Consider the following 25,493-nt stretch of genomic DNA (forward strand, 5'->3'; position numbering starts at 1 on the left):
TGACGACGACGTCTAAACGCGCATAGCGTCGGCAGCAGATGTCCTCATTTCCTGCCATGTTCTTGAATATCAGCCACACAACCCAGATATACGCGACCCCGCGAGGAAGTTCACGGAACGCGGCGTTTCTTCCTCAGGACGGGTCGGTCCGTTCGATGCGCTTGTAGAGCGCATCGACGAAGGCCTCGAAGAGAAGCCACATGGGGCGCTGCTTGTACGGAAAAATAGAGATTGGATTCATCGAGTGGATAATCATCGCGACGTCCGCCTCAAAGAGAAGCACACGGCGTGACATCGGACGCGTCACCCGCTCAACTCGCCGTTGCGGCAATATCAGCTTCGATACTCAGGCGTCTGGCGGTCGAGAACGCGCTTGATGCTTTCAAGGTGGAGGCGCGCGCTCTCCGGATCGCCTTCGCGCATTTGCCTTGCCGCCTGTTCGGCGATCTCGTCGGTGACCGGCAGCAGTCGGCGCCCGGTGCTCATCGCCTTGAGCTGAACCTCTGCGGCACGCTCCAGGTAATAGAGATCATCAAAGGCTTCAGCGATGTTCGGCGCGCAGACCATGACGCCATGGTTTTTCATGAACAGGATATCTTTGCCGCCGAGCACAGCAGCGATCCGATCGCCCTCGCGTTCGTCGAGCGCCAGTCCGTTATAATTCTCGTCGACAGCAACACGGCCGTAGAATTTCAGCGCCGTCTGGCCAGCCCAGACGAAGGGAGCGCCTTCGACCATGCTGAGTGCCGTTGCATTCGGCATATGCGTATGGAAAGCCGCACCTACGCGCGGGGCCATCTTGTGAAGGCGGCCATGAATGAAGAAGGCCGTCGCTTCGGGCACACCGTCACCGACAATGACATTGCCCTCGAAATCGCAGATCAGCAGCGAAGAGGCGGTTGCTTCTTGAAAGGCCCAGCCGAGCCTGTTGACGAGGAACAGATCCGGATGGCCGGGTACGACGGCAGAGAAATGATTGCAGATGCCTTCCTCGAGACCGAGCCGCGCCGCCATTCTAAGGCAGGCCGCCAGATCGACGCGGGCCTGCCGGATCTCGTCCGTATCAAGCGGCAAGTTTCGCAATATGGCCGGCTGGCCCTTCGAAAGGTTCAGTTCATGAGCCATGTCTTGTCTCCATTCGCATTCTTCACATCCAGCCGTTTTCGGCAAACAGGTCAAGCACCTTGTCGAGCATCGGCACGATCTCGTTGGGGCGGTAGTCGCTGAGCGGTTTGCGTCCCGTGCCGCGATCGACCCAGATTGCACGAAATCCCAGTTCGCGCGCCGCGGCAAGGTCAAGATGTGGGCTTGCGCAGATATGCACGAGGTCATCGACGCCGATGCCAAGTGTTTTCCAGGCCTGTCGGAAAATCTGTGGCGAAGGCTTATAGGCCTCGGCCTGCTCTGCGGTGATGACGCGGTCGATGGCGCCGCCGAGCTGGGCGACATTGCCGGCAATGATCGCGTCATCCGTATTTGAGATAATGGCAAGCCGGAAACCGGCCGCCTTCAGTCTGCCCAGCGTTTCCACTACTTCAGGAAAGGGCGGCATTCGACCGATCGAGGATGTCAGGTGATCGGCGTCGGCGGGATCGAATGGCAGTCCGAATTCCGCCATCGCCAGCTCAAGCGCATGTGCTGTCACCTGGCGGAACGACTGGTGTGGCTTTTGCTGCTCAAGTTCGTGCTCGTAGCGATCATAAACAGCAATGAATGCCGACTGGTCGATGTCCCGACCCTTTGCCGACAACATCGCATCCATGGCAGCAAGCAGCCCTTCATCCCATTGGATCAATGTCCCGTAGCAATCGAAGGTTAGCCAGCCTGGCTTGTTTCCTGGAAGTGTCATCCCGTCTCTCCATGATTTAGGTGATATTGACAAACAATGGGGTCATTGAGAAATTAAATGTCCCCATCATGTTCAGTGTGAAAATGAATGAGCTTTCCGTTCGATCTGGATCTGTTGCGAACCTTTGCCGCGGTCGTTGATGCAGGCGGTTTCACGCGAGCAGGCGACCGCGTCCATCTCACCCAGTCGACCGTCAGCCAGCAGATCAAGAAGCTCGAGGCCAACATCGGTCACAGCCTGCTCCTCCGCGACAGGTCGACCGGCGGCATCCAGACGACCGAGGAGGGCGAAGTTCTCCTGAGCTATGCGCGTCGCATTTTGGCAACCGCCGAGGAAGCAACCGACATCATGCGCAAGCCCGCTGCTCCAAGGACCGTCAGGCTCGGCGTTCCCGAGGATTTTGCGGGCCGCAGACTTATCGATCTCCTCTCTGGCTTTTCCGCAGCGTCGCCGCATGTCAGGCTTGATACCGTCAGCGGATGGAGTGTCGAACTTCGTCGCCTTCTTCATGCTGACGAGATCGATCTTGCGCTGATTAAGCGCGAACCCGACGAAGGGGCTTGTATGGCGAGTTGGACAGAGGAGCTGGTCTGGGTCGAAAGCATGGACCGTCCGGTCAGGGATGATCCGGTTCCGCTCGCTGTCTTTCCTGTCGGTTGCATCTATCGCGAGCGGGCGATCCGCTTTATCGAGCAAAGCGGAAGGCGCTGGCGTATTGCCTATACGAGCCAGGGTCTGATGGGCGTGCAGGCCGCGGTCGCATCCGGCCTTGGCATCAGCCTCTTGCCGTCGGATGCGGTTTTGCCGGAACATCGCCCGCTCGATGCCGCAGACGGTTTCGATCCTCAGCCGTCGTCGGAGCTTGCTCTCGTCAAGGGGCGGTCGCGCCTGTCGCCGGAAGGCCGTTCGTTGGCAGATTTCCTTAGGGCTAATCTCTTCGTCCGCGAAAGGGAGAGTGGGGCGACCGCCGGGGCTGGCTTTCGGTTTAGGACTTAGTGGGATCTTGCGCGGCGTAGAAACGAAGCGCCCTTGGTCTGAAGATGGAGAGCGGCGTGCCGAAAGTGCCGTCAAGCACCCGTCGTTCCGGATATCAGACAAGTGCTTTATCCGCCCCCACGATCCGTCCGGCCGCTTTCCGCAGCCGGAAGTGCCGATCAGCGTCAGAAACTCGCCGTCGCAAATGGTCAACGAGACGCCCTTGAGAACAATGGTGTCGCCGTAGCCTCTCGACACGGCGTCAATTTCGATCGCCGCCATCAGCTCTGTCCTTCCGGGAGGTTCCGTTGCAGAGGATTGCCGTCCATCGAGGCGCCATTCTTTCCCAGATGGGACAGGATGGTGGGAGCAAGGTCTAGGACGCTGGCGCTCTCGGTGCGCTGGCCGCCGGTCTCGAACCCCCGGCCGGCGGCCATGAGAAACGGCATCTGCTCGAAATCTCCGAGCCCGCCGTGCTGGCCGGCGCCGATGGTGTCGTCCTTGTCGCCGACCCGCCTTGCGGCGATGCTGGTACCGGCGACCCCAAAGGCGTTCGGCTGTGCTGTCGCAAGCATGGAAACGGCAAAGGCCGGCCCCGCTTCTATGGGAATGCCGAAGGCGGCGAATTCGTGCCGTGCGAGCACAAGGCCGGCCCAGGGGCGGGTACGAAGAAAGGCCTCGACCTGCACTAGGCGGCCGGCGGCATCGGGATGCACGTAGATCAGGACAGACGTGCCGTTGGACGCGACGACGACATCGTCGGATTCGCGATCGGCCTTGAGCCCGGCCTCCACCAATTCGGCTTCGGTATCGACGACCGAGGCCACCGTCTGATGGCCGTGATCGGAGCCGACGAGAAGTAGGATGTCGTCACGGTCGGGTAGGGCATCCACGGCGGCAATGAGCGCTCCGGCATTTTGATCGGCGCGTCGGAGCGCCGCCAGATGGTCCGGCGATCCCATTGGCCGCAGGTGCTGTGTCGCATCCGGCTCGCCCATCCAGAGCACGCCGAGCGCCGGAGGATGCTGCGCTTGGACGACGCGCGCGATGAAGCGCGCGGTCATTGCGGCATCGCCGTCCGTATCAAGCGTGACGGAAAGCTCGTCGTCAGGCGCGACCGGCAGTCGCCCCGGCCCGAAGGAGCCTGCGCGGTGATAAACATGGCCGTATCCATCGGGATCATGGGCATAGGCGGCACCCGGCGAAACATTGTTGAAGACAACGACGCCGCCATCGTCCTTCAGGCGTTCGGCGAGCGTGGGCACATGTAGCGACCTGCCGGTGACGGAGCGCTTGTGCTGCAGGAAATCCGGCCGGCCGGCATCGTGGCGCACGAGCCGGTCGTCTTCCCAAAGCACCATCGTGTTTCCGGCAAGCCCATGGCGGCTGGGCAGGCAGCCGGTCGCTATGCTGGCCGAGACCACGCGCGTGCAGCTCGGCAAGACCGTTCGGTAGCATGTGAATTGCGTGGCGTCCCGTGAAAACGTATGCAGATACGGGGTACGCTCCGGCGAGATCAGATCGCGGCGCAGGCCATCGAGAATGACGAGTATGGCACGGTGCATCAGATGGCCTCGTTCAGAAGGACCGAGAAAAGGTCGAAATTGCGCGACATATGCTCCGCGATCGTGGTGATAGGGATCGAGGTGATGAAGGGAACGACCTGCTCAGCCATGCCGCCATGGGAGCGCAGGCGCTCACCCGACAGCTGCAACAGGTCGTGATCCTGCTCGCGCGCGCCGAGTGCGACACCCTTGACGGCGATCACAGCGATATCGCCTTCGCGATCCTCCGGCAGCTCGACATCGCGGATGCCGTTTTCCTCCTGCGTTGTCTCGGCCGCCTTCTCGGCGCAGACGGCGATGCCAAAGAGGTCCTTGCCGAGCGCCTTGGGCAGCTTGTCCTTGGCGGTGATGGCGGCTGCACGCGCGCCTGCTGCGGAAAAGGCCGACAGGATGGTCGGCGCGCGCATTGGCGTCGCATCGACCATCATCACGTCCTCACCGCTTTCCTGGTCGAAATGGAAGTTGCCGGAGACGCCGTGGATCTTCGGCGGGACGCCGCAGACGATCGAGACATTGTTCGGATTGGTGAACGCCGGCATGGCCGCCAACGCCGGCCGGTGAAAGCCTTCGCGCCGCATCCGTCGATCGCCGGATGCGGCCGGCGGCACTGGCGGCCTCGATGTAGGCGGGATCGCAATCGTCGAAACAGATGCCGACGACGGGCCGGGTTGGCCAGCGATATTGCCGGCCGTTGACGAGGATCGCCGAAGGGTAGTTGCGGATGTATCGGTTTCGGTCATTGGGCTTCCATATGCGGATCACTGTGCAGAGGGATTTAACATTGGACGACAACACATTTGTGACTACATAGGTACATTTGTACCAAGCGTGAATGTCAACGAGAAATAGCCGGCTGGCATGAGTGAAAAAATGCTGGAAGATGGGCCTGCCGGCGCAGAGGACAAGGCCAGGCGTATCGGGCAAGAGTTCGAGATCCGCTCTGTCTGTTGGGACAAAGCTGCGGCGGGGCGGTTCCTCGCGCGGGGCGGCCGGATTCGGAATTGGCTCAAATGCTCGCGCGATGAAATTGCGGTAAAAGGTCGTCCCTATCTTCGCATAGAAAGCGTTGCTTGAGACTAGCTAAGACAGGTGTCAACTCTCCCATTATGAGGTCATCGGAGTGTATCTCGCGTTTTCCTGGAGAATTTCGTGGGCCAAACGAATATTGCATAAGTTTCGTTCGATAGCTCCGGAGAATGCTTAGCGGCTCACGGCGACCGACCCAACGCATTGGAGTGAGGTTGTCAATCTGGCTTGCCTTTGTGATCTCCTGCCAGGCCCGAACCTTTGCTCGATCGATAGTCATTGTATTTTAAAACGAGTGTTATAGAACGGCTCGCCAGAAACAACATGAGCTGGAAAATGGCCCGTCCCAAGGAATTCGCGGAAGCAGAGGTTCTCCAGCTCGCCGTCGAGCACTTTTGGGAACATGGTTACGAGGCGACGTCGGTGCGGGATCTCGCCCACACCATGGGTATCACCACCGCCAGCATCTACAACACCTTCGGAGACAAAAGGCAGATCTATCGAAAGGCGCTGGACTGGTACGTCGAACAAAGCTTCGGCAATCGCGCCTTGCGCTTCGGGTTGAAGTCGCCCCGCGAAGCGATCGGCGCCTTCTTTGCCGAAATAATCGAACGCTCCCTCGGCGATCCGAAGAGGAAAGGGTGCATGCTGGTCAATTCCGCTCTCGAGCTTGCTCCCCACGATGTCGAATTCCAGCGCGTCGTTGCAGAGGTTCTGACCCAGGTCGAAGCTTTCTTCCGCAATTGCGTTGAAAGGGGACAAAGAGACGGCACGATCAACGATGGACCAGGTTCGGAGGATCTCGCCCGAACTCTGTTGGCGACTCTTCTCGGCATCCGGGTACTGGCGCGATCCCGTCCGGAACGCGAACTATTGGAAGGGCTAATAAGGCCCGTTTTTCTCCTGCTGGATTCACGACCGAACACGAAAGCTCCCGTTGCATGACTGCCGGGCAGGCAATCGAGTCTCTGCTCTGGGCCACTGATTGCCGGAGCTGCCCCAGGAAATTTTTACGGCCGTGTAACATATGGCAACGCTTCTGCGAACTCCCAGGTGGTGGATGAGAAGTTCGGCACGCGAATTGGAGTGGGCGCGCTGGATGAAATCCGCGATCGCGGGCGACAGGCACGCGTATCACAAGCTGCTTACCGCGATCACACCGCATCTGCGCGCAGTCGCAAAGAGGCGGTGCGATCGCCTTGGTGTATCGCCGAGCGAGGTGGAAGACGTGGTCCAGGAAACTTTGTTGGCGATCCACTTGAAGCGCGGAACGTGGGATTCTGCCAGGCCGCTGGGGCCCTGGATGTCTGCCCTTGTCGGCAATAAGCTTATCGATAGCCTCAGACAGAGAGGACATCGGGCGGACGTGCCGCTTGAAGACGTGATGGAGACACTGGGCAGCGGAGAGAACTCGGACGCTTCCGACAGGATGGATATCGAACGTGTTCTATCAATCCTTAACGATAGACAACGGTCGATAGTCCGTTCGATCTCGATCGAAGGTTCCAGTGTCAGTGAGGTTGCCGAAGGTTTGAAAATGACCGAGGTTGCCGTCCGTGTTTCGCTCCATCGCGCGATGAAGTCGCTTTCTGCGCTCCACGCGAAGCAGCCAAAATGAGAACCGCCAGCTTCATTAAGCTTCTGGTCGAGGACAAGCGAAGCCCGCCGAGTGTAAGACAGGACATCAAGCTTGCGTCTGTATTGGCGACGGCCGTGACGGCAATCGTATTCTCTTGCGTCATCGGGGTGCGGCCGGATATCGATGCGGCGGTTGGCAGCATTCGCTTCCTGTACAAGTTTGTTGTTACGCTTGCGATCGCGGGGACCAGCGGCAGCCTGCTGTATGGGATCGGCCAGCCGGGGCTGCCGTTGCGCGGGAAGGCCTGGGGATTATTGGTTCCCGTGTTCCTGCTCGCCGCAGCTGTGGTTGCTGAATTGCACGCGGTCGCGCCAACGCAGTGGGAGGTCCGTATGATAGGGCATAATTCGCGATTATGCCTGACGATTATCCCGTCGCTTTCGGTCGTGCCGCTCGCGTGTTTCCTCTTGGCGCTGCGGGGCGGCGCTCCGACTAGCCCCACTTGTGCCGGTGGAGTTGCCGGACTCGTCTCCGCAGGCATCGCAGCCACCTTCTACGCCGCAAACTGCAACGACGACAGCCCGCTGTTCGTCATGCTCTGGTACCCCATTGCCATCGCGATCGTTGCCGCCTCCGGTGCATTGCTCGGCCGCTACTTCCTCCGTTGGTGAATTGCTGGATTTCAGAGATGATCGAGTGGTCGTTTCCGGAAATCTTCCAGTTCGCGTGGTGTTGCCATGACATCGATAGGCGCGATGCTCCCGGCCACATTCTTTCGCAGATGGTAGCGCCTAACTGCTGAAGCGAGGGAGCCGTTTTGCGTAATCACGAACCTGTGATCTCAAGGGCTGTAACAAAAATCGACGCGCTTGCGAACCCTTGATGCGCTCAACGAGAGTGCTGTCCAAAACGGAGAACACCATGTCTGTAAAAACGGTTATCAACTCGGTCGTGCTCGCCGGAGCCGTGACCACCGCTCTTGCAACGCTTGCAAGCGCCGCGCCGCTTACGAAGGCCGAGGAGAAGGCTGCTATGGCCGCTCATAAGGAAAAGTGCTTCGGCGTCGCTCTCAAGGGTCAGAACGACTGCGCTGCTGGTCCCGGAACGACCTGCCAAGGTACTTCCACCGTCGATTTCCAGAGCAACTCGTGGAAGTTCGTCCAGGGTGGCACCTGCACGTCGATTGTCCTGCCGAACGGAAAGCACGGCTCTCTGAAAGCCATCTGAATCGATCGGACCTAAAATCCGAAGGCGGAGATACAAATCATGCAAGCGAACCACAGTTACACAGTCGGTTTAGCGGTCGACGGTCTCCGCCTTCCTGCGCATCCGATCGGAGGCCTGGCTGGCACCAGCTTCAAACACGAGCACCTCACAGAGATAATCTCCAACGGCCCGACGGGTGGCTTTTTTGAAGTGCATGCCGAGAACTACATGGGCGCAGGCGGCCCCCCACATCGTGCCCTGGAACGCATCAGGCGCGACTACCCGGTCTCGCTTCACGGCGTTTGCATGTCCATCGGCGGTCCTCGGGCGCTGGACGAAAGACATCTCGCCAGATTCCGGGCGCTCGTTGAAAGATACGAGCCAGCCTTGGTATCGGAACATCTTGCATGGTCGTCGCATGAAACGACGTTCTATAACGATCTTCTGCCTCTTCCTTATACCGAAGCGAGCCTTTCGCGGGTGTGCGAGCACATCGACCGGATGCAGAATGCGATCAGGCGGAGGATGCTCCTGGAGAATCCCTCGACCTACGTCGCTTTCCAGGAGTCGACGATGACCGAAACCGAGTTCATCGGCGCGATAGCGCAGCAGACTGGTTGCGGTCTTCTGCTCGACGTGAACAATGTCTTTGTGTCGGCCGTCAACCACGGATATTCGGCGCTGGAATACCTGTCGGATTTTCCGTTGGCGGCAGTCGAAGAGGTTCATCTCGCTGGCCATGCCGAGCAGACTGACGACGAAGGCGAGCTCCTGCTGATCGACAGCCACGACGGCCCTGTCGCCGATGGCGTCTGGAAACTCTACGAGATCGTTGTCGACAAGCGCGGCCCCGTCTCGACTCTCATAGAATGGGATAGCAACATTCCGGCCTGGCCGATCCTTCGCGCCGAGGCGCGAGCAGCGCAGTCTATCCTGGATCGTCGTTCTTCGATCTCCGCGCGAGGCTATCACGATGCTGCTGCCTAATCAGAGGGCAGGCGTGGGCGGGGACGAGCTCGCGTATGCGGACATGTTCTCGTCTCCGCTGTTCGATCCCGAGATCAAGACGCCATCGGGAATTGTCGGCCCGAACGGCAAAGGCGCCGCGAAGCGTTTCAATGTCTACCGGAACAACGTGACCGTGAGCTTGATAGAGGCGCTGGCATCGATCTTTCCGGCGGTTCAGCGCATAACCGGTCCCGACTTTTTTCGGGCGATGGCCCGCTTTCACGTGCGCGAGACGCCGCCCGTGTCGCCATTGCTCTTCGAATACGGCCGGGAATTTCCCCTGTTCATCGAAGACTACGAATATGCACGTGATATGCCGTGGCTCGCGGATACGGCGAGGATCGAGCGCGCCTGGCTCGACGCGTACCACGCCGCGGACGAAGAGCCGATCGAGGCCGCGATGCTCGCCGCAATACAACCGGAGCGTCTCGGTGATATTCGGTTCGTATCGCATCCTGCAACCCGCATAGTCCGCTCCAATTTTTCGGCATTGTCGATTTTTGCGGCCAATCGCGCCGAAGGCCCAATTGCCGGAATAGAGGGTGCGGATCCGGAAGATACGCTGATCACTCGCCCGGAAATGGACGTCACGGTCACCAGGCTGCCGCCGGGAGGTGCAGTGTTTCTAGATTCCCTGATAGCGGGTGATACCCTCGGCGTCGCCGCATCGACTGCACGACAAGCATGTCCCGAATTCGATATCGCCGGGAGCATCGGTGGAATGATCGAGGCGGGAGTTTTTTCAGCAATCACTCCAGGAGAAGACCAATGACGGTCACCGAAGCACATGAAGACCAGCCCCAGGGAAAGAGCAAGGCGAACCCTGTCGTCAGACTGGTCGAGACGCTGAAGGATCTTATCCAAACGGTTGCAAGCCCGACGTTGGTCCAGGCAGTCGTGCGCGTCGCGCTCGCCGTGCCGTTCTGGAAGTCCGGGATTCTTAAGTGGGACGGATTTCTCCAGCTGAACGATACAGCCGTAACACTTTTTACAGACGAATTCATGATCCACCTTCCGGGCGGGCCTTATCCCTATCCGGCTCCGGAGACCATGGCTTTTCTTTCGGGCTGCGGCGAGATTACGTTCCCGGTCCTGCTGGTTCTCGGCTTGGGGGCACGCTTTGCCGCCACCGGATTGCTGTTTATGACGTTGATCGTCGAGTTGACGGTTCCGGATGGATGGCCGATCCACATAACATGGGCTGCCATGGCCTTGTCCGTCATGGCGTGGGGGTCAGGAAAGATTTCGCTCGACTATGTCTTGGCAAAGATATTCAGGACAGCTCGTTAATGATGAAAAGGCCGCGATGAAGCGGCCTTTCTGATCTAACGGGTATCATGACCGTCGCCTACACGGCTGCGAGCTCCAGGCCCATTTGGGAGTTTGCAGAGCGGTACGCTTCTCGACGCACAACGAAAGGAGAAGCCCTCTCATTTTTGCAGGAGTACAGCTGCCGCCTTCTGAGCGAACTATTCGCAAAGCGATGGTGGTTGAGGGACGGATGGCTTTCCGCCGACCAATCCCGGCGCACCTTGTACCTTTGCTTGATCGGCTGCGATCGCGATGAGGGGCGAATTCGTGGCGTGTTACTTGTCAGAATTTCCTTTTCTCCCATGGACCGAACGTGCAGGCAAGGTTTCGATGAACTTAAACTTCTTGCGATGGCACGAGCGGCGTGGGGAAGACGCCCTCTGAAAACGCTACTCCCGATCGGCCAGTCGCCTCATGGTGTCGCCATGAAAATCTGGGTGATCTCCGACTCGCATCTCGAATTCGGGGGCCGTTTGACAACGATCCGCCGAAAGACGTCGATGTCGTGGTATGCGCGGGCGACGTCTTATCGAAAGGCATTTTCCCAAGCGTAAGGTGGCCGACCCAACATATCGCTCCAATAGTGCCGGTGGTTTTCGCGGCGGGAAACCACGAATTCTATCATTCGTCCATCCATGAATGCCTGCGTCAGGTGAGGGAAGCCAGTGCCCATCCGAACCTGCATTTCCTGGAAAACGATGTAGTTAAGATTGGCGACGTAGCCTTCGTCGGTGGAACCTTGTGGTCTGATTTCCGCCTCTTCGGACGCGATCCACAGGTCGCGATGTCATATGCGCGAAGTGGGATGAACGACTACAAGAGGATCAAACTCTCGAAGACGCCATTTCTGAAGTTCAAGCCGATTGATGCTTTTCGCAAGCACATCGAAACGAGAGACTTCATCGCCTGCGAGCTCCGTAAGCGCCGGGGTCAGAAGTCCGTTGTCGTGACACATCACGCCCCGTCGCACGTTCGGTTGCCGGCGGGTTTCGTCACGATCCGCTTGCGGCTTGCTACGCCTCGGATTTGGAAGACCTCATTTGTGAGACAGGGCCCACCCTGTGGGTGCACGGCCACCTTCATCATCGAAACGATTACATCGTTGGCTCAACAAGGATAGTTTCGAATCCGAGGGGGTATCCAGGCGAAAATACAGGGTTCGATCCCGTTTTTGCGGTAGATGTTTAGCGCATGGATGAAGTCACGCCTTGCAAAGTCGTAGCGATCGAACCGCAGGCACTCTAAGCGACAGCAAGGATCGCACGGATGTCGGTTTTGGGAGGCACACCGAAGAGGCGTCGGTATTCCCTGTTAAACTGGGTGGCGCTCTCGTAGCCCACACGCAACGCGGCACTTCCCGCGTCCAGCCGTTCGGTGATCATCAGGCGACGAGCTTCGTGCAAGCGCAGGTGCTTTTGGTACTGAAGCGGGCTCATCGCTGTCAGAGCGCGGAAATGGTGATGCAGGGTGGATTCCCCGAGTCCCGCGATTTCAGCAAGTTGCTCGACGCGAAATGGCTGTTGGAAGTGATCACGCAGCCACCTGACTGCCGCCGAAACCCGGTTCGTCTGCGTTCCGACTTCCACTACCTGTCGAAGTCGAGCGCCGACGGGACTGACCAACGCGCGGTAGATGATTTCCCTTTGGATCGAACGGGAGAGAATTGGAATATCCTGCGGTCGATCAACCAGTTCAAGTAGGCGGAGCGCGGCGTTCAGCAATTGCGCGGTCACATGTCCGACCGCCCAAGCTGGCTCATTGGCCGTCGTCGAATATCTCAACTGATCGACTTCGGCGATCAGTTCGCGCGCCAGCTCCAGGTCGATGACCTGCTTGATCGAAATATACGGGTCCGTTTGCGTGGCATTCAGGACTTGGACCACTGTGGGCAGGTCGAGCGCAGTGAGCAGGAAGTGCGCCTGATCGTAGTGGTAGGTCTCGTGTCCAAGGATGACTCGCTTCTCGCCTCTAACGATTAAGGCAAGTGACGGTTCGTACAGGAACGATGCCGGCGCGGCCATGGACATGCGCCGATGAAGGGACAAGCCGGGGACCGCTGTTTCTGTGGACCCTTCGCCATCGAAGTGGCGCACGAATATCGAGACCATTCGGCGGCGGATCGCCTCGGAAGCCTCGGCATCCATAACCGGTTCCATACTGATGCCGAGGTTGCTCAATTGATATCAACTTTCCATTGAACGATCTGAGATCGGCGGAGTGGCGTTCAATTTGGGAAGTCGGTCGACAAGGTCAACCCTTTCCATTCTTCAGCGTTGGCCTCAAGAGACTTGGCCGCCTTGCTGAGCACCGCATAAGCGTCCGATCCGGTCGCGAGCCGGGCAGGTGGGTCTGCCATGTTGACCAGCGAGAGGATTGTAGCCCCGAATTTGACAGGGTCGCCGATTTGCTGATGGTTGTTTGCTTCAAGGTCCTGTCGTCGTTGCGACGAAAACATATGATAGTCTTCGATGAAAATCTGGCCGAACCGGACAGAACTGCCATCGAGGAAGTCCGTCCGAAAGCGCCCAGGATAGACGCAGCTGACCTTGATGCCAAACGGTGCGACTTCACGACCAAGGCCTTCCGACCAACCCGAGACGGCATGCTTCGTCGAGCAGTAGACCGACGACCCGGCGAAGCTTCTATGCCGGCAATGGACGATATCGTGATGATATGCCCGGATCGCTGGGCACGCATGATCGGCAACACCGCGCGTGTCACGTCGAAGACGCCGAAGACATTCGTTGCGAATTGCTGCGCGAGCGTGGTCCGCTCGATCTCCTCGAATGCGCCGAGTTGCCCATACCCGGCATTGTTGACCAAGACATCGATACTGCCAAGCTTCCGATTCGCTTCGCTTACCGTAGCATCTATGGCAGCTGGGTCGGTTACATCCAGAGCGAGAGCCTGCAGTCGGTCGCCGTAGCCCGGCAGCGCATCTTTGATCTGCCCCGGATTGCGGGCGGTGGCGACTACCGTGTCGCCGACATCGAGAGCGGCGCGCGCGACTTCCATCCCGAGGCCACGGCTGGCCCCGGTGATAAACCAAGTTTTCATTGTTTTTGTCCCGTGAACTGTAGTGGAGCAAGCTGCACCACGGCCCTTTTTCTAGCGCTGTAGGCCCGCTGACCGCTAGAAACAGACCTTCCTAATTCTTGCCTGATCCTGTCGGTGGCTTTGCTCCGCGAATCCTAATTTCCCTCCCATGGAGCGCCGGTCAATGCTCGCACTAAATGGTCAATAACCATCTGGACGCGTAGCGGGCGTCTGAAGCTTGGCGGGGTCAAGAGGTAGAGGCCGAGAGTCGGAACTGACCATTTGGGCATGGCTATTTCCAGCTCTTTCGACTTCAGCTCTCGCCAGATCATAAACTCTGGCTGCAAGGCCACGCCCTGACCGGCGACCAGCGCTGGGTTGAGCATGTCGACGTTGTCGGACCATATCCGCACTGGCGGTTCGACTTCCTCAACGCCGAGGGTTGGGTGTGCAAATCTCCAAACTCTTTTCATCGCCGCCCCGGTGTAGGCAAGGGCGCAATGGGACGAGAGGTCGGTGGGCCGTGACGGGCGGCCAAATCGTTCGAAATAAGAGGGCGCGCCCACGAGCAAGATTCGAACTGTTGCCAGCCGGCGGGCCAGCAGCGACGAATCCTCCAGTGTGGCGATGCGGAGGGCGAGATCGAAACCCTCACCGATTAGGTCGACCTTGCGGTCATTGAGTTGGAAATCCAGCGTTATTTCGGGGTATGTTTGAAGCAGCGATGGGAGCGTTGCGCTAAGGTATGCCGCGCCGAACGAGAGTGGCGCGCTTATCCGGACCAGTCCCCGGGGTCGGATCGAGTGTTCCCCTGCTTCGTCCTCCAGAGCCCATGCTTCATCTAGCATCCTTTGAGCTCGTTCAAGAGAAGTCCGGCCAGCCTCGGTCAACGAGATGCGGCGCGACGTTCGTGCAAACAAAGAGAAGCCGAGCCTGGCTTCGAGGCGTGCGATCGCCTTTGACACCGTCGGGTTCGAGAGGCCGAGCTCATCTGCGGCGCGCGAGAAGGAGCCAATTTCGGCGGTCTTCGCAAAGATCGCCCATGCTTCAAGATCAGGAAGTCGCTTTGCCATTTTTGGAAACGATATGATGCCAATGTTTCTATTTCGATAGCTGCATCTTTCGGTGGGTCGGAGCAACAACGATCCGGCGCGATGAACCAACAGGGTTCGACATTCCATTCAAAGCGGAGCAACGCAGATGCCGGCGATCACGACCAGCGACAACACCGAAATCTTCTACAAGGATTGGGGCTCGAAGGACGCCCAGGCGATCATGTTCCACCACGGATGGCCTCTGAGTTCTGATGACTGGGACGCTCAAAATGATGTTCTTTGTCGAAAAGGGCTTCAGAGTAATTGCCCACGACCGCCGCGGGCACGGCCGTTCGACGCAGACTGGTGTAGGGCATGACATGGACACTTATGTCGCCGATGTCGTCGGGTTGACCGATGCACTCGATCTGAAAAATGCCATTCATGTCGGTCATTCGACGGGTGGCGGCGAGGTAGCACGGTACGTAGCGCGGGCAAAACCAGGCCGGGTGGCGAAAGCTGTTCTCATCAGCGCCGTTGCCCCAATCATGGTGAAGACCGCCGCCAACCCCGACGGCGTGCCGATGGATGTCTTCGATTACGTCCGCGAACAGACAGCGACCAATCGAGCTCAGTTCTTCCACGACTTCACGATGCCGTTCTTCGGCTATAACCGGGAAGGCGCGAAGGTCAGTGAAGCCGTTCGGCAGAACTGGTGGAGACAGGGCATGATGGGAAGCGCCCTCGCACATTATAAGGGTATCGCAGCCTTCTCTGAGACTGATTTTACCGACGACCTCAAGCGGATCAAGGTACCCACCCTCGTCATGCACTGAGAAGACGACCAAGTCGTCCCTTTGCGACAACGGGCAAGATGTCGGCCGGGTTGGTCGAGGGCGCTCAACTGAAATCCTACCCTGGCTTCCCGCACGGAATGCCGACAACCAACGCGGCGCAAATCAACCAGGATTTGCTCGCTTTCACAACCGCCTGACGACAGAGGCGAGGATGGCCGCTTCCTCGCGGTGACTTAGAGATGGTCCTCGCCCAGTCATCAATCGCTGACTGGGCGAGCCCCGTTTGTTCGTCACCCGCCGCGATAGCGAACTAGGGCCAAGATCAAAGCACTGCCAATATTGCGAAAACAGCACATAAATGGACCGCTCACATTTCACTTGTTTTATGCTTCCGTTCAGATGCTTACCGTTATCGTTGGCGTCCGTTCACAACTGAAGGGCTCATGGCAATGCGACGACTTCCTACCACATTATGGGCCATGGCGCTGGGCTTCGTCATAGTCAACGCGGTCTCCGCCTGGGGAGATGGCTTCGAGAACGTCATTCTATCGTCAACCAAAGATGCGAAAGAGTCCGAAGCGACGTTCACGACGGATACGCCTAAGATTTTCGTCCAGGCCCACATGACGGACGCGGTGAAGTCGGGCTCGACTGTCGTTGTGTCGTGGATCGCCGTCGACACTGGTGGAGCCGCTCCGCCGAACTACAAGATCGACGAGGTCTCGCTCCATGTGATCCTTGCGAATGTAATCGATTCAGCACTGAGCAAGCCGAATAACGGGTGGCCCGTTGGCGACTACAACGTCGTGTTCTCCGTTGACGGTGCGGTGAGAGAGACCATCGATTTCAAAGTCAAATGACAGCCAATAGACTCGGAAGCAGGGGTGGGGACTGTCTGCTGGTGGGGTTGCCTATCTAAAGGGAACGGATGAGCGTCGGATCAGCACATCGTCTCTGGCTCCGCCAATCTCGAATGGCGGAATGATCGTGTAGCCACCTCGTGGGGAGCTGCGGACCATCACTGACTATCCACCCATTTTCTGCAATCGTCCACCACGCGAAATAGAAGCCGAACGGCTTCGACCTGGCAGAACGCGAGGTTGCCTCACCGCGCGAGGCTTGAGTGGGGCGAGTTCGACAATCTCGACCTTGGCCTCATTCGCCGCCCCAATAAACCGATCCCTCACTTGCTTCGGTGTCATTTCATCGTTGAAGCAAGTGACGATCGCCATGCGCAGGGCACTCTGCGCCGACCCACTCAACAGCGGCCAGCGCTCATCGAGTATGAGCTTGGCGATTTCCATCACCGTCGAGACTGTCTGGCTCTGGGGGCCGAGCTTCACGGATATCGGAGAAAACTTGCGAAGGCTCGGCCGGGTCATGGCCTGATACCTGTCTTGTCAGCAACCCTGGCAGGCTGTCTTCCACGTCGGCCTGGACGTTCGAACGACCGCGCCTTGGGGAACGCCAGAACCTCCTTCTCGAAAATCCAAACCTTGCCGTTGTAATCTTCACCGCGCCGGATTGCGGCGGCAGCCATGTCCCGGTAGTGCCTGGCATATCGCGCGAGCCGTTTGAGCGACGCATCGGGGGGATTGGCCGTCGCCATCATCGCTTCCTGTGTGACGACGACAATCCAGACGGTCTCGCCGTCGGTCACGGCAACGTGGCCGTTTTCACCAAAGATGAATGGACGAGGCTCGCAGAGTTCCAATTCGATGAGAGAAGTATCGGTCATCTCGCTGCTCCCTTCTTGCTCTTCAGCTCAGCTTCGACGCTCTTGCGCAGAGCGTCCATGATGTTGATCACGTTTGACGCTGGAGCGGTCTCCTTCTTGCCCTTCGCGGTCTTTCTCGGCTTGAGGGCCTTCTTCTTCTCCTCGATGACGGCGAGTAGACCCTCCTGGATCGGATCGGTCACCATGGTTGGCGACCAAGGTTTGGTCTTCTGCTTGATGAGTTGCTGGACGAGCGGTGCGAACTCCGGATCGGACTCGTCGTCGATATCTTCGAAGTAGGCGTCCTCCGGGCGGACTTCGTTGCCGAACCTGAGGGTCCAGAGGACGATGCCTTCGCCACGAGGTTCGAGAACCACCGCGCGTTCCCGGCGGCCCGCGACCAGCTTCGAGACACCAAAGACGTTGTCTGCAGCCATTGCGTCTCGAATGACGGCGAATGCCTCCTGGCCGATTGGGTCGTCAGGCATCAGGTAGTGAGCCTTCTCAAGGTAGACCGATTCAATGCTCTTCCTGGGGACAAAGGTGTTTATGTCGATCGTCCTTACGGTATCCAACGCCACGGTGTCGAGGTCGTCATCGGTCAAGATGACGTAGTCGTTCTCGCCGCGCGCATAGCCTTTGGCTTCGTTTTCCTCCTTCACCCGCTTGCCAGTGACGGAGTCGATGTACTGGGAAACCACCCGGTTGCCGGTCTCCTTGTTGAGCGTGTGGAACCGGACCTTCTCGTTTTCGCTCGTCGCGGGCGTCATGGCGACGGGGCAGGTGACCAGCGATAGCTTGAGATAGCCTTTCCAGTATGGGCGCGGTGCCATGGTCCAACCTCCTCAGCTTGCCTTGCGCTGCGACGCGGCACCAGTTGCGGACCTGGGAGACGCCCGACGTGCTTTTTCGCGGGCGAGACCTGCGTTCGCATTCGCGGCTGTGCGCTTCGGTTTGTCGGGTCCACCACCCAGCATTCCAGCGCTTTCGCGGAGAGCCTTGAGCAGATCGTTCGGTTCGGAGACTTTAACCGGCTTTTTCTTTGGAAGAGCCTTGCCCTCGATCTTCGCCTTTACAAGCTCGGCGACGGCGGCCTCATATCGATCCTCGAACTCGGCTGGATTGAATTCACCCATCTTGGTGCCGATGATATGCTTGGCGAGATCGAGCATCTCGCCTTGCAACTTGATCTTCGGCATGCTCTCGAAAGCCTTGGCCGACGACCGGACTTCGTAGTCGAAGTTCAGTGTCGTCGCGATCAGGCCCTTTCCATGGGGGCGAATGAGGACGGTTCGCAAGCGTCTGAAGAGAACGGTGCGGGCTATAGCGGCGACATTCGCCTTCTTCATCCCGTCTCGAAGCGCGGTGAAGGCGTCGCCGCCAATCTTATCCGGTGTCAGGTAGTACGGCTTGTCAAAGCAGAGGTCATCGACGTCGGAGCATGGAATGAAGGCATCGACATCGAGCGTCTTGTTGCTCTCCGGGATCATCGCGGTGATCTCTTCCGGATCGATCATGATGTACCGACCTCTGTCGATTTCGAAGCCTTTTGTCTGGGCTTCGCGCGGCACCACGTCGTCAGTCTCACTGTCAACAAAAACGCGGTTCACCCGGTTCCCGGTCGCCTTGTTAATGGTGTTGAAGGTGACGCGTTCGGACGTCGATGCGGCCGTATAGAGGGCCACACCGAATGAAACCTCGCCGATTTTCAGGAAACCTTTCCACTGCGCCCGTTGGCCTGTCATATCCGTCCCTCCGAATCGCAACCCAAAGCGACTCAACGGCGGCTCAAGTGATTCGTTCCAAATCAAAATTGAATCTAATGTCAATGGGTTAGCGCGCGTTATCAACCGATGATTTGGAGCAATCGAGACTGGCGAAAATCAACGACATGGTCTGCGAAAGTTGCGATTTTCGCCAGATGCCGAAGAACTTCCGGAAATTGGAACGACAAGCTTTCCAGAGGCAAATTTGCGGCCGCGGCCCAAGGGAAACATCCGTTTCCGTCGCCTGGCGATCAATGCTTGTCAGGCGCCACGACCGAGCAATCCGCACCGGGATTCCACATGGCGGACCTTTGCCAGCCCCTTCGCCCGAAGCAAATAAAGGGCATATAAAAAATTTGGCGTTACGAACAGCGGCGCAAGGTAGGCATACGCGGGGAGGGGCTGATCCTGATTCACGCCATTGGCGACGTGCGTCGCAATCAGCAGCGGGAGGCAGTCCCATACTGCGTGCAACATGATGACCGGATACAGCGATCCCGTTCGCACCCGAAGCGCCATCAAGATGAGACCTGTTTGAAATGCGGCAATTGCCTGAAGCGTTGACGCCGTCCAATTACCTGTCTGGACCGCGTTGAGGACATGGATCAGTCCGAAGAGCCCACAACTGAGCCATATCGATGGCCAAAACCGGAATCGAGAACGCAGCCCGCTGAAAAGGATGCCTCGAAACATTACTTCCTCGGAAATCCCGACGAAGATTGTATTGATGACGATAAAAACGAGTTTTTGAAGGGGCGGCAGACCGAGAACGATCACGATGCCGCTAAAGGTGATGAGATAAAGAAGCGGCAACCACATCAACCGTAGCGTCGACGCAATTTGGAAGGGCTCAAACCCGATGTCCGTCCACCTAAAGGAGACCAGGATGGCGGCAAGGAACAAAACCGCCATGACGATGGGCCAAACTACACCTTGGCTGACAAGCTGTACCACGGACCGTTGATCGCCTGCGGTAATCTGGACGCTGGTCGCCAAGATTGCGGCCCACAGTAATAGAACGACGAAGGAGATTGGGAGTCGGTGTCGGTTGCCAATCTGTCTGAGATATCCGATGTGCAAGAAACCTTCTCTCAGTTGCGGCTATGTGCCGTGGTGAAAAACTAGTCGGCGTAGACGGCTCTGGCAAGCAGATGTAGGCGCTTCGCGATTGGCCAATGGCTAAGAGGCTGAAATCCTCAGATGTTGCGTGGATGGCGTTATAACGACCTCCGATGGGGCCGCGTCCACTTGGCGGGCCATCCCTGAGACTGCGGCACTTGATTGACGAATGTGATGCTATACACATCACAAGGAACGCGACTGCCGTGATCCTAGCACGGGGTCGGGCGGCAGATTGACGTCACGTCGCTGTCACGAGATCACGTGACCGTTCAGATTTAGGTGCGGTCCTGGCAAGGGACGGCAATAGTGGGGTGTTCGGAATGCAGATGAATGGCTAAAAGTGACGATCTTGTTGCATCCGCTAAAACCGTCCTTGCTCGATACAAGAGCGGCAAAATGGATCGGGAGACGGTCCGCGAGTGGGTATTGCGCCTTGGCGCGTATCCGGAACCATACGGCAGTCGCGTTCGTGCGGCAGACGACTGGTTCAGAGCGCACCCCTTGAGTGATGTTTCCGGAGACATCGAAGAAGTCGACTTCGAGATGCTGCAAGCGATTTTCGGCTAGACACTCGCCGAATGGCACAATGCCGGACTTATTGCCGTCTAGCGTGATCCCGGTCCGTGTTGGCCACCAGTCTCCGGTGACGCGTAAGGTGTCCCGTACTGGTTACCGACGCACGCGGCGAGAGATATGGCAACCGCAGCGCTCAAGGCTAACCGGCAAAGCCAAAGTGCAAGCGGCTTCCGCAATGGTTGCACTTTCATCCTACAGCCCTTTCAGTGTTTCAATGGTCGAACTGGACCAAAGATAGGCTCTTCAAGTGCCCTGTTTGCGGTTCGACGCGTGGCGGTTCCTTGCAGCAAGATGCTGAAAGAGTGACATCTCTCACGCCACGGCTGTGAGCGGCGCTCGACACCATTTACACAGGCAGGACAGACGATCGGTCGCGTGGTTCACAATCACCAACGACCAGGTTCACCCCCTGGCCTGCGGCTGCTTCAAGCGCAGGGCGGTCCATCGGCTAGCCATTGCCAATGATCTTGCTCGCAAAAGCTATGGCGGGAGCAAGGACTATGAGCGCAAACACGGCAGCGTAAATCTTGGTTTTCATCGCAACCTCCTATCGGTGGCGGATCTGATGTGGCGATGCGACCTTCGAGAATCAATAATCCCAGGGATTAGAATCCGACTGTTCATATATCCGCCGTTTAGCTGTTCTGTAAGGGCGCGGGTATTTCGGCCTCCCGACCGACGTGAGATACACGACAGGGCGCTCAGGGAGCACAAGCCTCATCAAACGGCGCGCAAGTGGGCAAGATTCAGTCTAGACGCCGAGGATGGCGTCGATCTCGGCAATGATCGCAGCATAAGTCTGTATATGCCTGCGATATTCAGCCTTGATTTCTTCAGTGATGTCGGCGAGCGGTCCACCGCCTTCCTGCCGGAAGTGCTTGGTCTCGTTCTCCTCCATATGCTGAAGCTGATGCTCATATTCATTCAGCTTCTGCTGGTGGTTGTCTCGAAGTTTTGCCAAGTCCATTTTTTTCTCCCAAGAATATGCGGTGCCAGTCCTCACTAACGCCGAGCACGACACGTTCGCTCACGCGATCGCAAAGGGCAAGCCAGCAATGACCCCGAAAAGGAAATGCGGTGGGAGGCTTGGCTCTCTCGATGGGTGGGGATTTGAAGGATATCGATGAGCCAATAAGCTGAAAGCGGGCAGCATATACGCAGGGGCTGCCTCGTAGTCACAGAGCGTGGTTACTCACTGCCGCGCTCGAACAAAGGAGCGAGATGACCATAACGCCAAGCACGATAGGTCATCCTAACCACGCCTTGCGCAAAGATTACAACGGCAATTGCGGCGAGGGCGATGGACAGAACGGTCTTTAGCATTGGTGGTCAATTCCGTGGTCGGGATTTGGGAAGCTTAGCTCACATTGCAAAAGAAACTATGACCATTGTTTAGAAGCGCCTCAACTATCCATAGGTATGGGCGAGCCTAGAATTTTAGCGATTCCGGTTATGGGTCCGAAAGTTGCACATGCTACCTTTGATTTGTCGCGGAGGTAGAAATGTCGAAGTTTGCGGGACTGGTTGTCATATCGTCTGCGGCCGCCTTTTTGGGCTCTGGCGGATATGTGCTGATACCGACGGGGGTTCCGGTCGGAGCTCGTGAGGTTGTCGATCCGAAATGCGACATCAAAGGCAATATTAGTATCGACACCGGCGAGCGCATCTATCATGTGCCAGGGCAGAAGTATTACGCCGAGACGAGGATTTCACCGGAATACGGCGAGCAATGGTTCTGTTCCGAGGCCGATGCGCGAGCTGCGGGCTGGCGAAAGTCAAAGCGTTAGCTGGTTACGCGAACGGCGAGTTTTCGTCGTCCGTCTCTGAACGCGTCCTGGCGGCTCCCGTGACTTTGGTTTTGCAGGATTTGGGCCCGGGCTCTCTCGGCCTGATCCTCCACTTCGAGAATATCGACCGTTCCCAGGTCAAGCAGATCGTAAATCTTCTTCGCGGCATCCTCCAAATCGCTGCCTCGCACATGGACGACAGGTGTCGTCGCCTCGCAGGTCGCTAGATCATAAATGGCCATACCCCAAGCTTTTCCTGAGGCCATGTATGCGATTTGCATCTCACCGATCGATACGGAGTCCTCGTTGATATAAAGCGCGGTCTTGAAGCATCGGACGTTGCCCTTGCCAGAAACGACAGCCCGCAATTTATGGTGAGCGCGGCGCAGTTTGTTCGACTTGCAAGCGGGTAGATAGTAAAGGCCGATCCCTTGTTCGGGAGGATCAAAGAATTGATCAACGGCTCCCGATGCATGGAAGAGAAGTTCCATCAACTCCGTCGACTTATATCTCGATCCATCGGATTCCTCGTCCGCGCAATGATCCTGGACAAACGATACCAGTCTTCTGAGGGAGACAATGTCTTCCTGGGAAATACGCAATTCGCCGCCTGTGATCGTCGGCTCCGAAATCATATCCATCGCTCTACTCCTTTCGCTATAACTGACGTCGTCGTCAGGATGCCAACAACTCGGCTACCATCGCGGTCTCAAGGCGTGTGTCTGCATCGCGGTGTGGATAGTGTTTCCAGCACCACCACTGCATTTCCTGACGGCGTCCTGGGGCGAAAATCCGAAGCCCGCCCAATTTCCACAGTGGCAACGATGGGCGATCGGGGCCGGAACGTGCTGAGGTGGCGGCCGGTCGATATCGCTCATTGTCTTTGGGTCCTTGCAGCTTCAATGGCACTGTCGAAGACGCTGCGCAGCTGCGCAAGATAATCGAGCGATCCTTCAATCTCAGCCGCATTGAACTTGTCGTCTGGCTCGACTTCCGACGCCACGAATTTCAGATCGCGTTCTATGTTGAACGTCACTTCGCCCACAAAGCCCTTCGGGTCCTCCGTCAACATTGCTAGACGCATCAGGACCTGACCGGACAGCATCTCGCTCACACGCATCTGTGACCGCGTTTGCCGCAAAACATCCAGCAGAAAGCCGATCGGGTCCTCGTCGATTTGGTCGGTCATTGAGATACCTCCTATCGTTTGTTCTTATTATGTTCTCATTATTGGAGGAGTCAACAAATTTGGCTGGCTCATTCGATTCGCTTCAGAACTCGGACTCCGGGCTTAAACGTGATCAAGTTCGATGATGACGGGAGCGTGGTCGCTCGTATGCTCCCAGCTGCGGACTTCCCTTCGAACCGTGGCCGATACGAGCCACTCGGCGACGGTCGGCGACAATAGGAAATGGTCGATCCGCAGTCCGGCGTCTCGGGCGAACGCGTTCCGGAAATATTTCCAGAATGTATAGACGCGCTCATCCGGATGCAGCTGGCGGATCGCGTCCGTCCATCCCTGGGCGACGAGGGCAGCATACGCCTCGCGGACTTCGGGACGGAACAGTGCGTCGTCTCGCCACCGTTCTGGTGCGTACACGTCCAGATCGGTCGGCATGACATTGAAATCCCCCACCAGCATTGCGGGCACGTCGAGGTCCAGAAGTTCGCGCGCGTAGTGCTGCAGACGCTCGAACCAACGAAGCTTGTAGTCGAATTTCGGGCCGGGCGCGGGGTTACCGTTTGGCAGATAAAGGCAGCCGATCAGGAGACCGTTCACCGCAGCCTCGATGTAACGACTGTGCGTGTCGTCAGGGTCGCCCGGAAGGCCCCGTCGGGTGAGGAGGGGTTCTGCATCTCTTGCAAGGATGGCAACGCCGTTCCAGCTCTTCTGACCATGCCAGATTGCGCCGTAGCCAGCCTGCTCGATAGCCTTTCGGGGAAATCTGTCGTCCGGCGTCTTTAATTCCTGCAGGCACACGACATCAGGACGATCTTCGGCAAGCCAGCGCAGCAGGACGTCGAGCCTGCCGTTCACGCCATTCACGTTATAGGTCGCAATCTTCAATGTGCCCCTCTGGTGAGAGCGGGTGGACGGGTAAGAAGCTCGACTGCCGCTTCGTTGGCCATCGGAGGAAAACGGAAAAACTCCGATGTTCTTCTGCACCGTCGCGTCCGTTTGGCACAGCCCGCGCTCGCCAGCTAAACCCAAGAGAGCGCCGAACGTTCCATCGTCTCCCGTCGATTGATCTGGCTTTTCGTATCCTGCAACATCTGTGCCGTAAGGCGACCTGCACCGATGGTTTTCACTGGCTGTCTGCGAGAATCTTCAACCGCCGTATCGCGTCAGCGGCCTCCAGGAAACCGTGGCCAATCAGTACGTCTGGCACGCCATCTAGCGCCATATCAGTGAGCTTCAGCAGTTCCGCAGCAAGTCTATGTGACCTCTGATCGGCGACATTCCCGAGCTGTTCTTCCATGTCGACAATGGTATGCGCCGCTCTCTCCAGCAGGCGACGCTTCTCGACGGTTGTCAGCCGATCGATTTCATTGGCGGCTCGATATAACTCGGCGATGAAGTCGGTGATGAGCGTCACCGGAATTCACTCTCCAAACGAAGCGATATCGTTGCCCTCATAGGAAGCTCGGCTCGGTGGGTTCGCCCGCAGTCGTGACGATGCTTGATCCATACGCTTCCCGCGAGGTGATCATGATCGCCTCATTCGGTGCCGGGCGAGCAAGATGCTGTGCTTCCTCCCAGGTTGCGTTCAGCCAGATATCCGTATCTTCCTTGGTCAACAGCAAGGCAGGCATCGCCTTTTCATGGATCGGCTGGACGACCTCATTGGGGTCGGTGGTCAGGAACCCGTAGAGATCGTCTGTGGTCAGCCCGTCTTTGACCTTTCGGACGCTCTGCCATTGAGGGACGTGGATTCCGGCGAAGAACATTACTTGCTTGCTTTCGTCTCGCGCAAACCATGCGTTTGGAACTCGGCCGCCCGGTTCCTGGCTGGCAGGATCGGGTTCAGCGAAACTTGTGACGGGGACCAGGCATCGATGCTCGACACCGAGCCAGCGTTTCCAATGGGGCAGATTGAGCTTGCGAACATTGGTCAGGCCCCGATCCGGCTCCATGCGA

General features: G+C 57.8%; 32 protein-coding genes and 1 pseudogene. 15 read left to right on the forward strand and 18 right to left on the reverse strand.

Annotation, left to right across the window (positions count from 1 at the left end; genetic code table 11):
- Nucleotides 1-133 precede the first annotated feature (133 nt).
- From DTW90_RS37395 to DTW90_RS32090, 3 genes are read right to left on the reverse strand one after another with little or no spacing between them, the layout of a single operon-like run.
- Entirely contained in the window at nt 134-295 is a 162-nt protein-coding gene (locus DTW90_RS37395) for a hypothetical protein (RefSeq protein ID WP_188080125.1), read from the reverse strand.
- A gap of 38 nt (nt 296-333) precedes the next feature.
- Complete coding sequence (locus DTW90_RS32085) at nt 334-1,125, reverse strand: aldolase (RefSeq protein ID WP_149343688.1); 792 nt, start codon at nt 1,123-1,125, stop codon at nt 334-336.
- 22 nt (nt 1,126-1,147) lie between these two features.
- The gene (locus DTW90_RS32090) at nt 1,148-1,849 is read right to left on the reverse strand and encodes a haloacid dehalogenase type II (protein WP_149343690.1); all 702 of its coding nucleotides are present in this window, start codon (nt 1,847-1,849) and stop codon (nt 1,148-1,150) included.
- Between the two features lie 87 nt (nt 1,850-1,936).
- Between DTW90_RS32090 and DTW90_RS32095 the strand changes: the two genes are divergently transcribed.
- Nucleotides 1,937-2,845: a LysR family transcriptional regulator gene (locus DTW90_RS32095; RefSeq protein WP_149343692.1), complete on the forward strand. Its 909-nt coding sequence runs from the start codon at nt 1,937-1,939 to the stop codon at nt 2,843-2,845.
- Nucleotides 2,846-3,105: 260 nt separating this feature from the next.
- Here the strand turns inward: DTW90_RS32095 and DTW90_RS32100 are convergent, their stop codons facing one another.
- Entirely contained in the window at nt 3,106-4,389 is a 1,284-nt protein-coding gene (locus DTW90_RS32100; RefSeq protein ID WP_149343693.1) for an alkaline phosphatase family protein, read from the reverse strand.
- The gene (locus DTW90_RS32105; protein ID WP_246665135.1) at nt 4,389-5,129 is read right to left on the reverse strand and encodes an alkaline phosphatase family protein; all 741 of its coding nucleotides are present in this window, start codon (nt 5,127-5,129) and stop codon (nt 4,389-4,391) included. The genes DTW90_RS32100 and DTW90_RS32105 overlap by 1 nt, the downstream gene beginning before the upstream one ends.
- A gap of 622 nt (nt 5,130-5,751) precedes the next feature.
- Between DTW90_RS32105 and DTW90_RS32110 the strand changes: the two genes are divergently transcribed.
- From DTW90_RS32110 to DTW90_RS32145, 8 genes are all read left to right on the forward strand, one after another.
- The gene (locus DTW90_RS32110; protein WP_149343741.1) at nt 5,752-6,360 is read left to right on the forward strand and encodes a TetR/AcrR family transcriptional regulator; all 609 of its coding nucleotides are present in this window, start codon (nt 5,752-5,754) and stop codon (nt 6,358-6,360) included.
- Between the two features lie 115 nt (nt 6,361-6,475).
- Nucleotides 6,476-7,033, forward strand: coding sequence for a sigma-70 family RNA polymerase sigma factor (locus DTW90_RS32115; protein WP_149343695.1), 558 nt, complete (start codon nt 6,476-6,478; stop codon nt 7,031-7,033).
- A complete protein-coding gene (locus DTW90_RS32120; protein ID WP_149343697.1) occupies nt 7,030-7,665 on the forward strand; it encodes a DUF1109 domain-containing protein in 636 nt (211 codons plus the stop codon). The genes DTW90_RS32115 and DTW90_RS32120 overlap by 4 nt, the downstream gene beginning before the upstream one ends.
- Before the next feature lie 250 nt (nt 7,666-7,915).
- Nucleotides 7,916-8,221, forward strand: coding sequence for a DUF2282 domain-containing protein (locus DTW90_RS32125; RefSeq protein WP_149343698.1), 306 nt, complete (start codon nt 7,916-7,918; stop codon nt 8,219-8,221).
- A 39-nt stretch (nt 8,222-8,260) separates the two neighbouring features.
- Nucleotides 8,261-9,187: a DUF692 domain-containing protein gene (locus DTW90_RS32130; RefSeq protein ID WP_149343700.1), complete on the forward strand. Its 927-nt coding sequence runs from the start codon at nt 8,261-8,263 to the stop codon at nt 9,185-9,187.
- Complete coding sequence (locus DTW90_RS32135; protein ID WP_149343702.1) at nt 9,174-9,980, forward strand: DNA-binding domain-containing protein; 807 nt, start codon at nt 9,174-9,176, stop codon at nt 9,978-9,980. The genes DTW90_RS32130 and DTW90_RS32135 overlap by 14 nt, the downstream gene beginning before the upstream one ends.
- Nucleotides 9,977-10,498, forward strand: a complete 522-nt coding sequence (locus tag DTW90_RS32140; RefSeq protein WP_149343704.1) for a DoxX family protein — start codon at nt 9,977-9,979, stop codon at nt 10,496-10,498. The genes DTW90_RS32135 and DTW90_RS32140 overlap by 4 nt, the downstream gene beginning before the upstream one ends.
- Before the next feature lie 526 nt (nt 10,499-11,024).
- Nucleotides 11,025-11,639 carry a metallophosphoesterase gene (locus DTW90_RS32145; RefSeq protein ID WP_348642676.1) on the forward strand — a complete coding sequence of 205 codons (615 nt, stop codon included), beginning with the start codon at nt 11,025-11,027 and terminating at the stop codon, nt 11,637-11,639.
- Between the two features lie 121 nt (nt 11,640-11,760).
- On the opposite strand, the gene DTW90_RS32150 is transcribed toward DTW90_RS32145, so the two are convergent.
- Nucleotides 11,761-12,696, reverse strand: coding sequence for an AraC family transcriptional regulator (locus DTW90_RS32150; protein WP_149343706.1), 936 nt, complete (start codon nt 12,694-12,696; stop codon nt 11,761-11,763).
- A 47-nt stretch (nt 12,697-12,743) separates the two neighbouring features.
- Nucleotides 12,744-12,974: a hypothetical protein gene (locus DTW90_RS37860; protein WP_246665136.1), complete on the reverse strand. Its 231-nt coding sequence runs from the start codon at nt 12,972-12,974 to the stop codon at nt 12,744-12,746.
- A 218-nt stretch (nt 12,975-13,192) separates the two neighbouring features.
- On the opposite strand from DTW90_RS37860, the gene DTW90_RS37865 reads away from it, so the two are divergent.
- Nucleotides 13,193-13,639, forward strand: coding sequence for a hypothetical protein (locus tag DTW90_RS37865; RefSeq protein ID WP_246665137.1), 447 nt, complete (start codon nt 13,193-13,195; stop codon nt 13,637-13,639).
- Between the two features lie 71 nt (nt 13,640-13,710).
- Here the strand turns inward: DTW90_RS37865 and DTW90_RS32160 are convergent, their stop codons facing one another.
- The gene (locus tag DTW90_RS32160; protein WP_149343708.1) at nt 13,711-14,628 is read right to left on the reverse strand and encodes a LysR family transcriptional regulator; all 918 of its coding nucleotides are present in this window, start codon (nt 14,626-14,628) and stop codon (nt 13,711-13,713) included.
- 127 nt (nt 14,629-14,755) lie between these two features.
- Between DTW90_RS32160 and DTW90_RS32165 the strand changes: the two are divergent.
- The 3 genes and pseudogenes from DTW90_RS32165 (at nt 14,756) to DTW90_RS37870 (ending at nt 16,775) form a co-directional block, all read left to right on the forward strand.
- Nucleotides 14,756-15,583: pseudogene (locus tag DTW90_RS32165) on the forward strand (alpha/beta hydrolase).
- A 252-nt stretch (nt 15,584-15,835) separates the two neighbouring features.
- A complete protein-coding gene (locus DTW90_RS32170) occupies nt 15,836-16,246 on the forward strand; it encodes a hypothetical protein (protein WP_149343710.1) in 411 nt (136 codons plus the stop codon).
- A 349-nt stretch (nt 16,247-16,595) separates the two neighbouring features.
- On the forward strand, nt 16,596-16,775 hold the full coding sequence (locus tag DTW90_RS37870) for a hypothetical protein (protein WP_246665138.1): 180 nt from the start codon (nt 16,596-16,598) through the stop codon (nt 16,773-16,775).
- Here DTW90_RS37870 and DTW90_RS32180 read toward each other — a convergent pair.
- The 4 genes from DTW90_RS32180 to DTW90_RS32195 all read right to left on the reverse strand — a co-directional run bounded on the left by DTW90_RS32180 (nt 16,765) and on the right by DTW90_RS32195 (nt 19,865).
- Nucleotides 16,765-17,124, reverse strand: a complete 360-nt coding sequence (locus DTW90_RS32180; protein WP_149343714.1) for a hypothetical protein — start codon at nt 17,122-17,124, stop codon at nt 16,765-16,767. The genes DTW90_RS37870 and DTW90_RS32180 overlap by 11 nt on opposite strands.
- A complete protein-coding gene (locus DTW90_RS32185; RefSeq protein ID WP_149343716.1) occupies nt 17,121-17,936 on the reverse strand; it encodes a Ku protein in 816 nt (271 codons plus the stop codon). The genes DTW90_RS32180 and DTW90_RS32185 overlap by 4 nt, the downstream gene beginning before the upstream one ends.
- A gap of 12 nt (nt 17,937-17,948) precedes the next feature.
- Nucleotides 17,949-18,848 (reverse strand): Ku protein, encoded by a 900-nt coding sequence (locus DTW90_RS32190; protein WP_149343717.1) that lies wholly within the window; start codon nt 18,846-18,848, stop codon nt 17,949-17,951.
- A 282-nt stretch (nt 18,849-19,130) separates the two neighbouring features.
- Entirely contained in the window at nt 19,131-19,865 is a 735-nt protein-coding gene (locus DTW90_RS32195) for a CPBP family intramembrane glutamic endopeptidase (protein ID WP_149343719.1), read from the reverse strand.
- 456 nt (nt 19,866-20,321) lie between these two features.
- Between DTW90_RS32195 and DTW90_RS32200 the strand changes: the two genes are divergently transcribed.
- Complete coding sequence (locus tag DTW90_RS32200) at nt 20,322-20,558, forward strand: hypothetical protein (RefSeq protein ID WP_149343721.1); 237 nt, start codon at nt 20,322-20,324, stop codon at nt 20,556-20,558.
- Between the two features lie 760 nt (nt 20,559-21,318).
- Here DTW90_RS32200 and DTW90_RS32205 read toward each other — a convergent pair.
- The gene (locus DTW90_RS32205) at nt 21,319-21,534 is read right to left on the reverse strand and encodes a hypothetical protein (protein ID WP_149343723.1); all 216 of its coding nucleotides are present in this window, start codon (nt 21,532-21,534) and stop codon (nt 21,319-21,321) included.
- Between the two features lie 535 nt (nt 21,535-22,069).
- Between DTW90_RS32205 and DTW90_RS32210 the strand changes: the two genes are divergently transcribed.
- Complete coding sequence (locus DTW90_RS32210; protein WP_149343725.1) at nt 22,070-22,354, forward strand: hypothetical protein; 285 nt, start codon at nt 22,070-22,072, stop codon at nt 22,352-22,354.
- Here DTW90_RS32210 and DTW90_RS32215 read toward each other — a convergent pair.
- From DTW90_RS32215 to DTW90_RS32240, 5 genes are all read right to left on the reverse strand, one after another.
- Nucleotides 22,351-22,995: a hypothetical protein gene (locus tag DTW90_RS32215; protein WP_149343727.1), complete on the reverse strand. Its 645-nt coding sequence runs from the start codon at nt 22,993-22,995 to the stop codon at nt 22,351-22,353. The two genes, DTW90_RS32210 and DTW90_RS32215, sit on opposite strands and share 4 nt — an antisense overlap.
- Nucleotides 22,996-23,228: 233 nt before the next feature.
- The gene (locus DTW90_RS32225; protein WP_132528012.1) at nt 23,229-23,543 is read right to left on the reverse strand and encodes a hypothetical protein; all 315 of its coding nucleotides are present in this window, start codon (nt 23,541-23,543) and stop codon (nt 23,229-23,231) included.
- A gap of 102 nt (nt 23,544-23,645) precedes the next feature.
- Nucleotides 23,646-24,422, reverse strand: coding sequence for an exodeoxyribonuclease III (gene xth, locus DTW90_RS32230; RefSeq protein WP_149343729.1), 777 nt, complete (start codon nt 24,420-24,422; stop codon nt 23,646-23,648).
- A gap of 238 nt (nt 24,423-24,660) precedes the next feature.
- The gene (locus DTW90_RS37400; protein ID WP_188080126.1) at nt 24,661-24,951 is read right to left on the reverse strand and encodes a hypothetical protein; all 291 of its coding nucleotides are present in this window, start codon (nt 24,949-24,951) and stop codon (nt 24,661-24,663) included.
- 37 nt (nt 24,952-24,988) lie between these two features.
- The coding region (locus DTW90_RS32240) for an SOS response-associated peptidase (RefSeq protein WP_149343732.1) at nt 24,989-25,493 on the reverse strand (505 nt) is incomplete at its 5' end.

Source organism: Neorhizobium sp. P12A, assembly GCF_008365395.1.
GTDB lineage: Bacteria > Pseudomonadota > Alphaproteobacteria > Rhizobiales > Rhizobiaceae > Rhizobium.

What these genes read in the sequence shown, in the direction of transcription:
- DTW90_RS32120 (WP_149343697.1), top strand. Translation starts at nt 7,030, where the DNA reads ATGAGAACCGCCAGCTTCATTAAGCTTCTGGTCGAGGACAAGCGAAGC.
- DTW90_RS32170 (WP_149343710.1), top strand. Translation starts at nt 15,836, where the DNA reads ATGCGACGACTTCCTACCACATTATGGGCCATGGCGCTGGGCTTCGTC.
- DTW90_RS32125 (WP_149343698.1), top strand. Translation starts at nt 7,916, where the DNA reads ATGTCTGTAAAAACGGTTATCAACTCGGTCGTGCTCGCCGGAGCCGTG.
- DTW90_RS37860 (WP_246665136.1), bottom strand. Translation starts at nt 12,974, where the DNA reads ATGTTTTCGTCGCAACGACGACAGGACCTTGAAGCAAACAACCATCAG.
- DTW90_RS32215 (WP_149343727.1), bottom strand. Translation starts at nt 22,995, where the DNA reads ATGGATATGATTTCGGAGCCGACGATCACAGGCGGCGAATTGCGTATT.
- DTW90_RS32090 (WP_149343690.1), bottom strand. Translation starts at nt 1,849, where the DNA reads ATGACACTTCCAGGAAACAAGCCAGGCTGGCTAACCTTCGATTGCTAC.
- DTW90_RS32095 (WP_149343692.1), top strand. Translation starts at nt 1,937, where the DNA reads ATGAGCTTTCCGTTCGATCTGGATCTGTTGCGAACCTTTGCCGCGGTC.
- DTW90_RS32130 (WP_149343700.1), top strand. Translation starts at nt 8,261, where the DNA reads ATGCAAGCGAACCACAGTTACACAGTCGGTTTAGCGGTCGACGGTCTC.
- DTW90_RS32100 (WP_149343693.1), bottom strand. Translation starts at nt 4,389, where the DNA reads ATGCACCGTGCCATACTCGTCATTCTCGATGGCCTGCGCCGCGATCTG.
- DTW90_RS32085 (WP_149343688.1), bottom strand. Translation starts at nt 1,125, where the DNA reads ATGGCTCATGAACTGAACCTTTCGAAGGGCCAGCCGGCCATATTGCGA.
- DTW90_RS32185 (WP_149343716.1), bottom strand. Translation starts at nt 17,936, where the DNA reads ATGGCACCGCGCCCATACTGGAAAGGCTATCTCAAGCTATCGCTGGTC.
- DTW90_RS32105 (WP_246665135.1), bottom strand. Translation starts at nt 5,129, where the DNA reads ATGACCGAAACCGATACATCCGCAACTACCCTTCGGCGATCCTCGTCA.
- DTW90_RS32180 (WP_149343714.1), bottom strand. Translation starts at nt 17,124, where the DNA reads ATGACCGATACTTCTCTCATCGAATTGGAACTCTGCGAGCCTCGTCCA.
- DTW90_RS32205 (WP_149343723.1), bottom strand. Translation starts at nt 21,534, where the DNA reads ATGGACTTGGCAAAACTTCGAGACAACCACCAGCAGAAGCTGAATGAA.
- DTW90_RS32115 (WP_149343695.1), top strand. Translation starts at nt 6,476, where the DNA reads ATGAGAAGTTCGGCACGCGAATTGGAGTGGGCGCGCTGGATGAAATCC.
- DTW90_RS32200 (WP_149343721.1), top strand. Translation starts at nt 20,322, where the DNA reads ATGGCTAAAAGTGACGATCTTGTTGCATCCGCTAAAACCGTCCTTGCT.
- DTW90_RS32210 (WP_149343725.1), top strand. Translation starts at nt 22,070, where the DNA reads ATGTCGAAGTTTGCGGGACTGGTTGTCATATCGTCTGCGGCCGCCTTT.
- DTW90_RS32225 (WP_132528012.1), bottom strand. Translation starts at nt 23,543, where the DNA reads ATGACCGACCAAATCGACGAGGACCCGATCGGCTTTCTGCTGGATGTT.
- DTW90_RS37865 (WP_246665137.1), top strand. Translation starts at nt 13,193, where the DNA reads ATGCCCGGATCGCTGGGCACGCATGATCGGCAACACCGCGCGTGTCAC.
- DTW90_RS37395 (WP_188080125.1), bottom strand. Translation starts at nt 295, where the DNA reads ATGTCACGCCGTGTGCTTCTCTTTGAGGCGGACGTCGCGATGATTATC.
- DTW90_RS32190 (WP_149343717.1), bottom strand. Translation starts at nt 18,848, where the DNA reads ATGACAGGCCAACGGGCGCAGTGGAAAGGTTTCCTGAAAATCGGCGAG.
- DTW90_RS32160 (WP_149343708.1), bottom strand. Translation starts at nt 14,628, where the DNA reads ATGGCAAAGCGACTTCCTGATCTTGAAGCATGGGCGATCTTTGCGAAG.
- DTW90_RS32135 (WP_149343702.1), top strand. Translation starts at nt 9,174, where the DNA reads ATGCTGCTGCCTAATCAGAGGGCAGGCGTGGGCGGGGACGAGCTCGCG.
- DTW90_RS32140 (WP_149343704.1), top strand. Translation starts at nt 9,977, where the DNA reads ATGACGGTCACCGAAGCACATGAAGACCAGCCCCAGGGAAAGAGCAAG.
- DTW90_RS32110 (WP_149343741.1), top strand. Translation starts at nt 5,752, where the DNA reads ATGGCCCGTCCCAAGGAATTCGCGGAAGCAGAGGTTCTCCAGCTCGCC.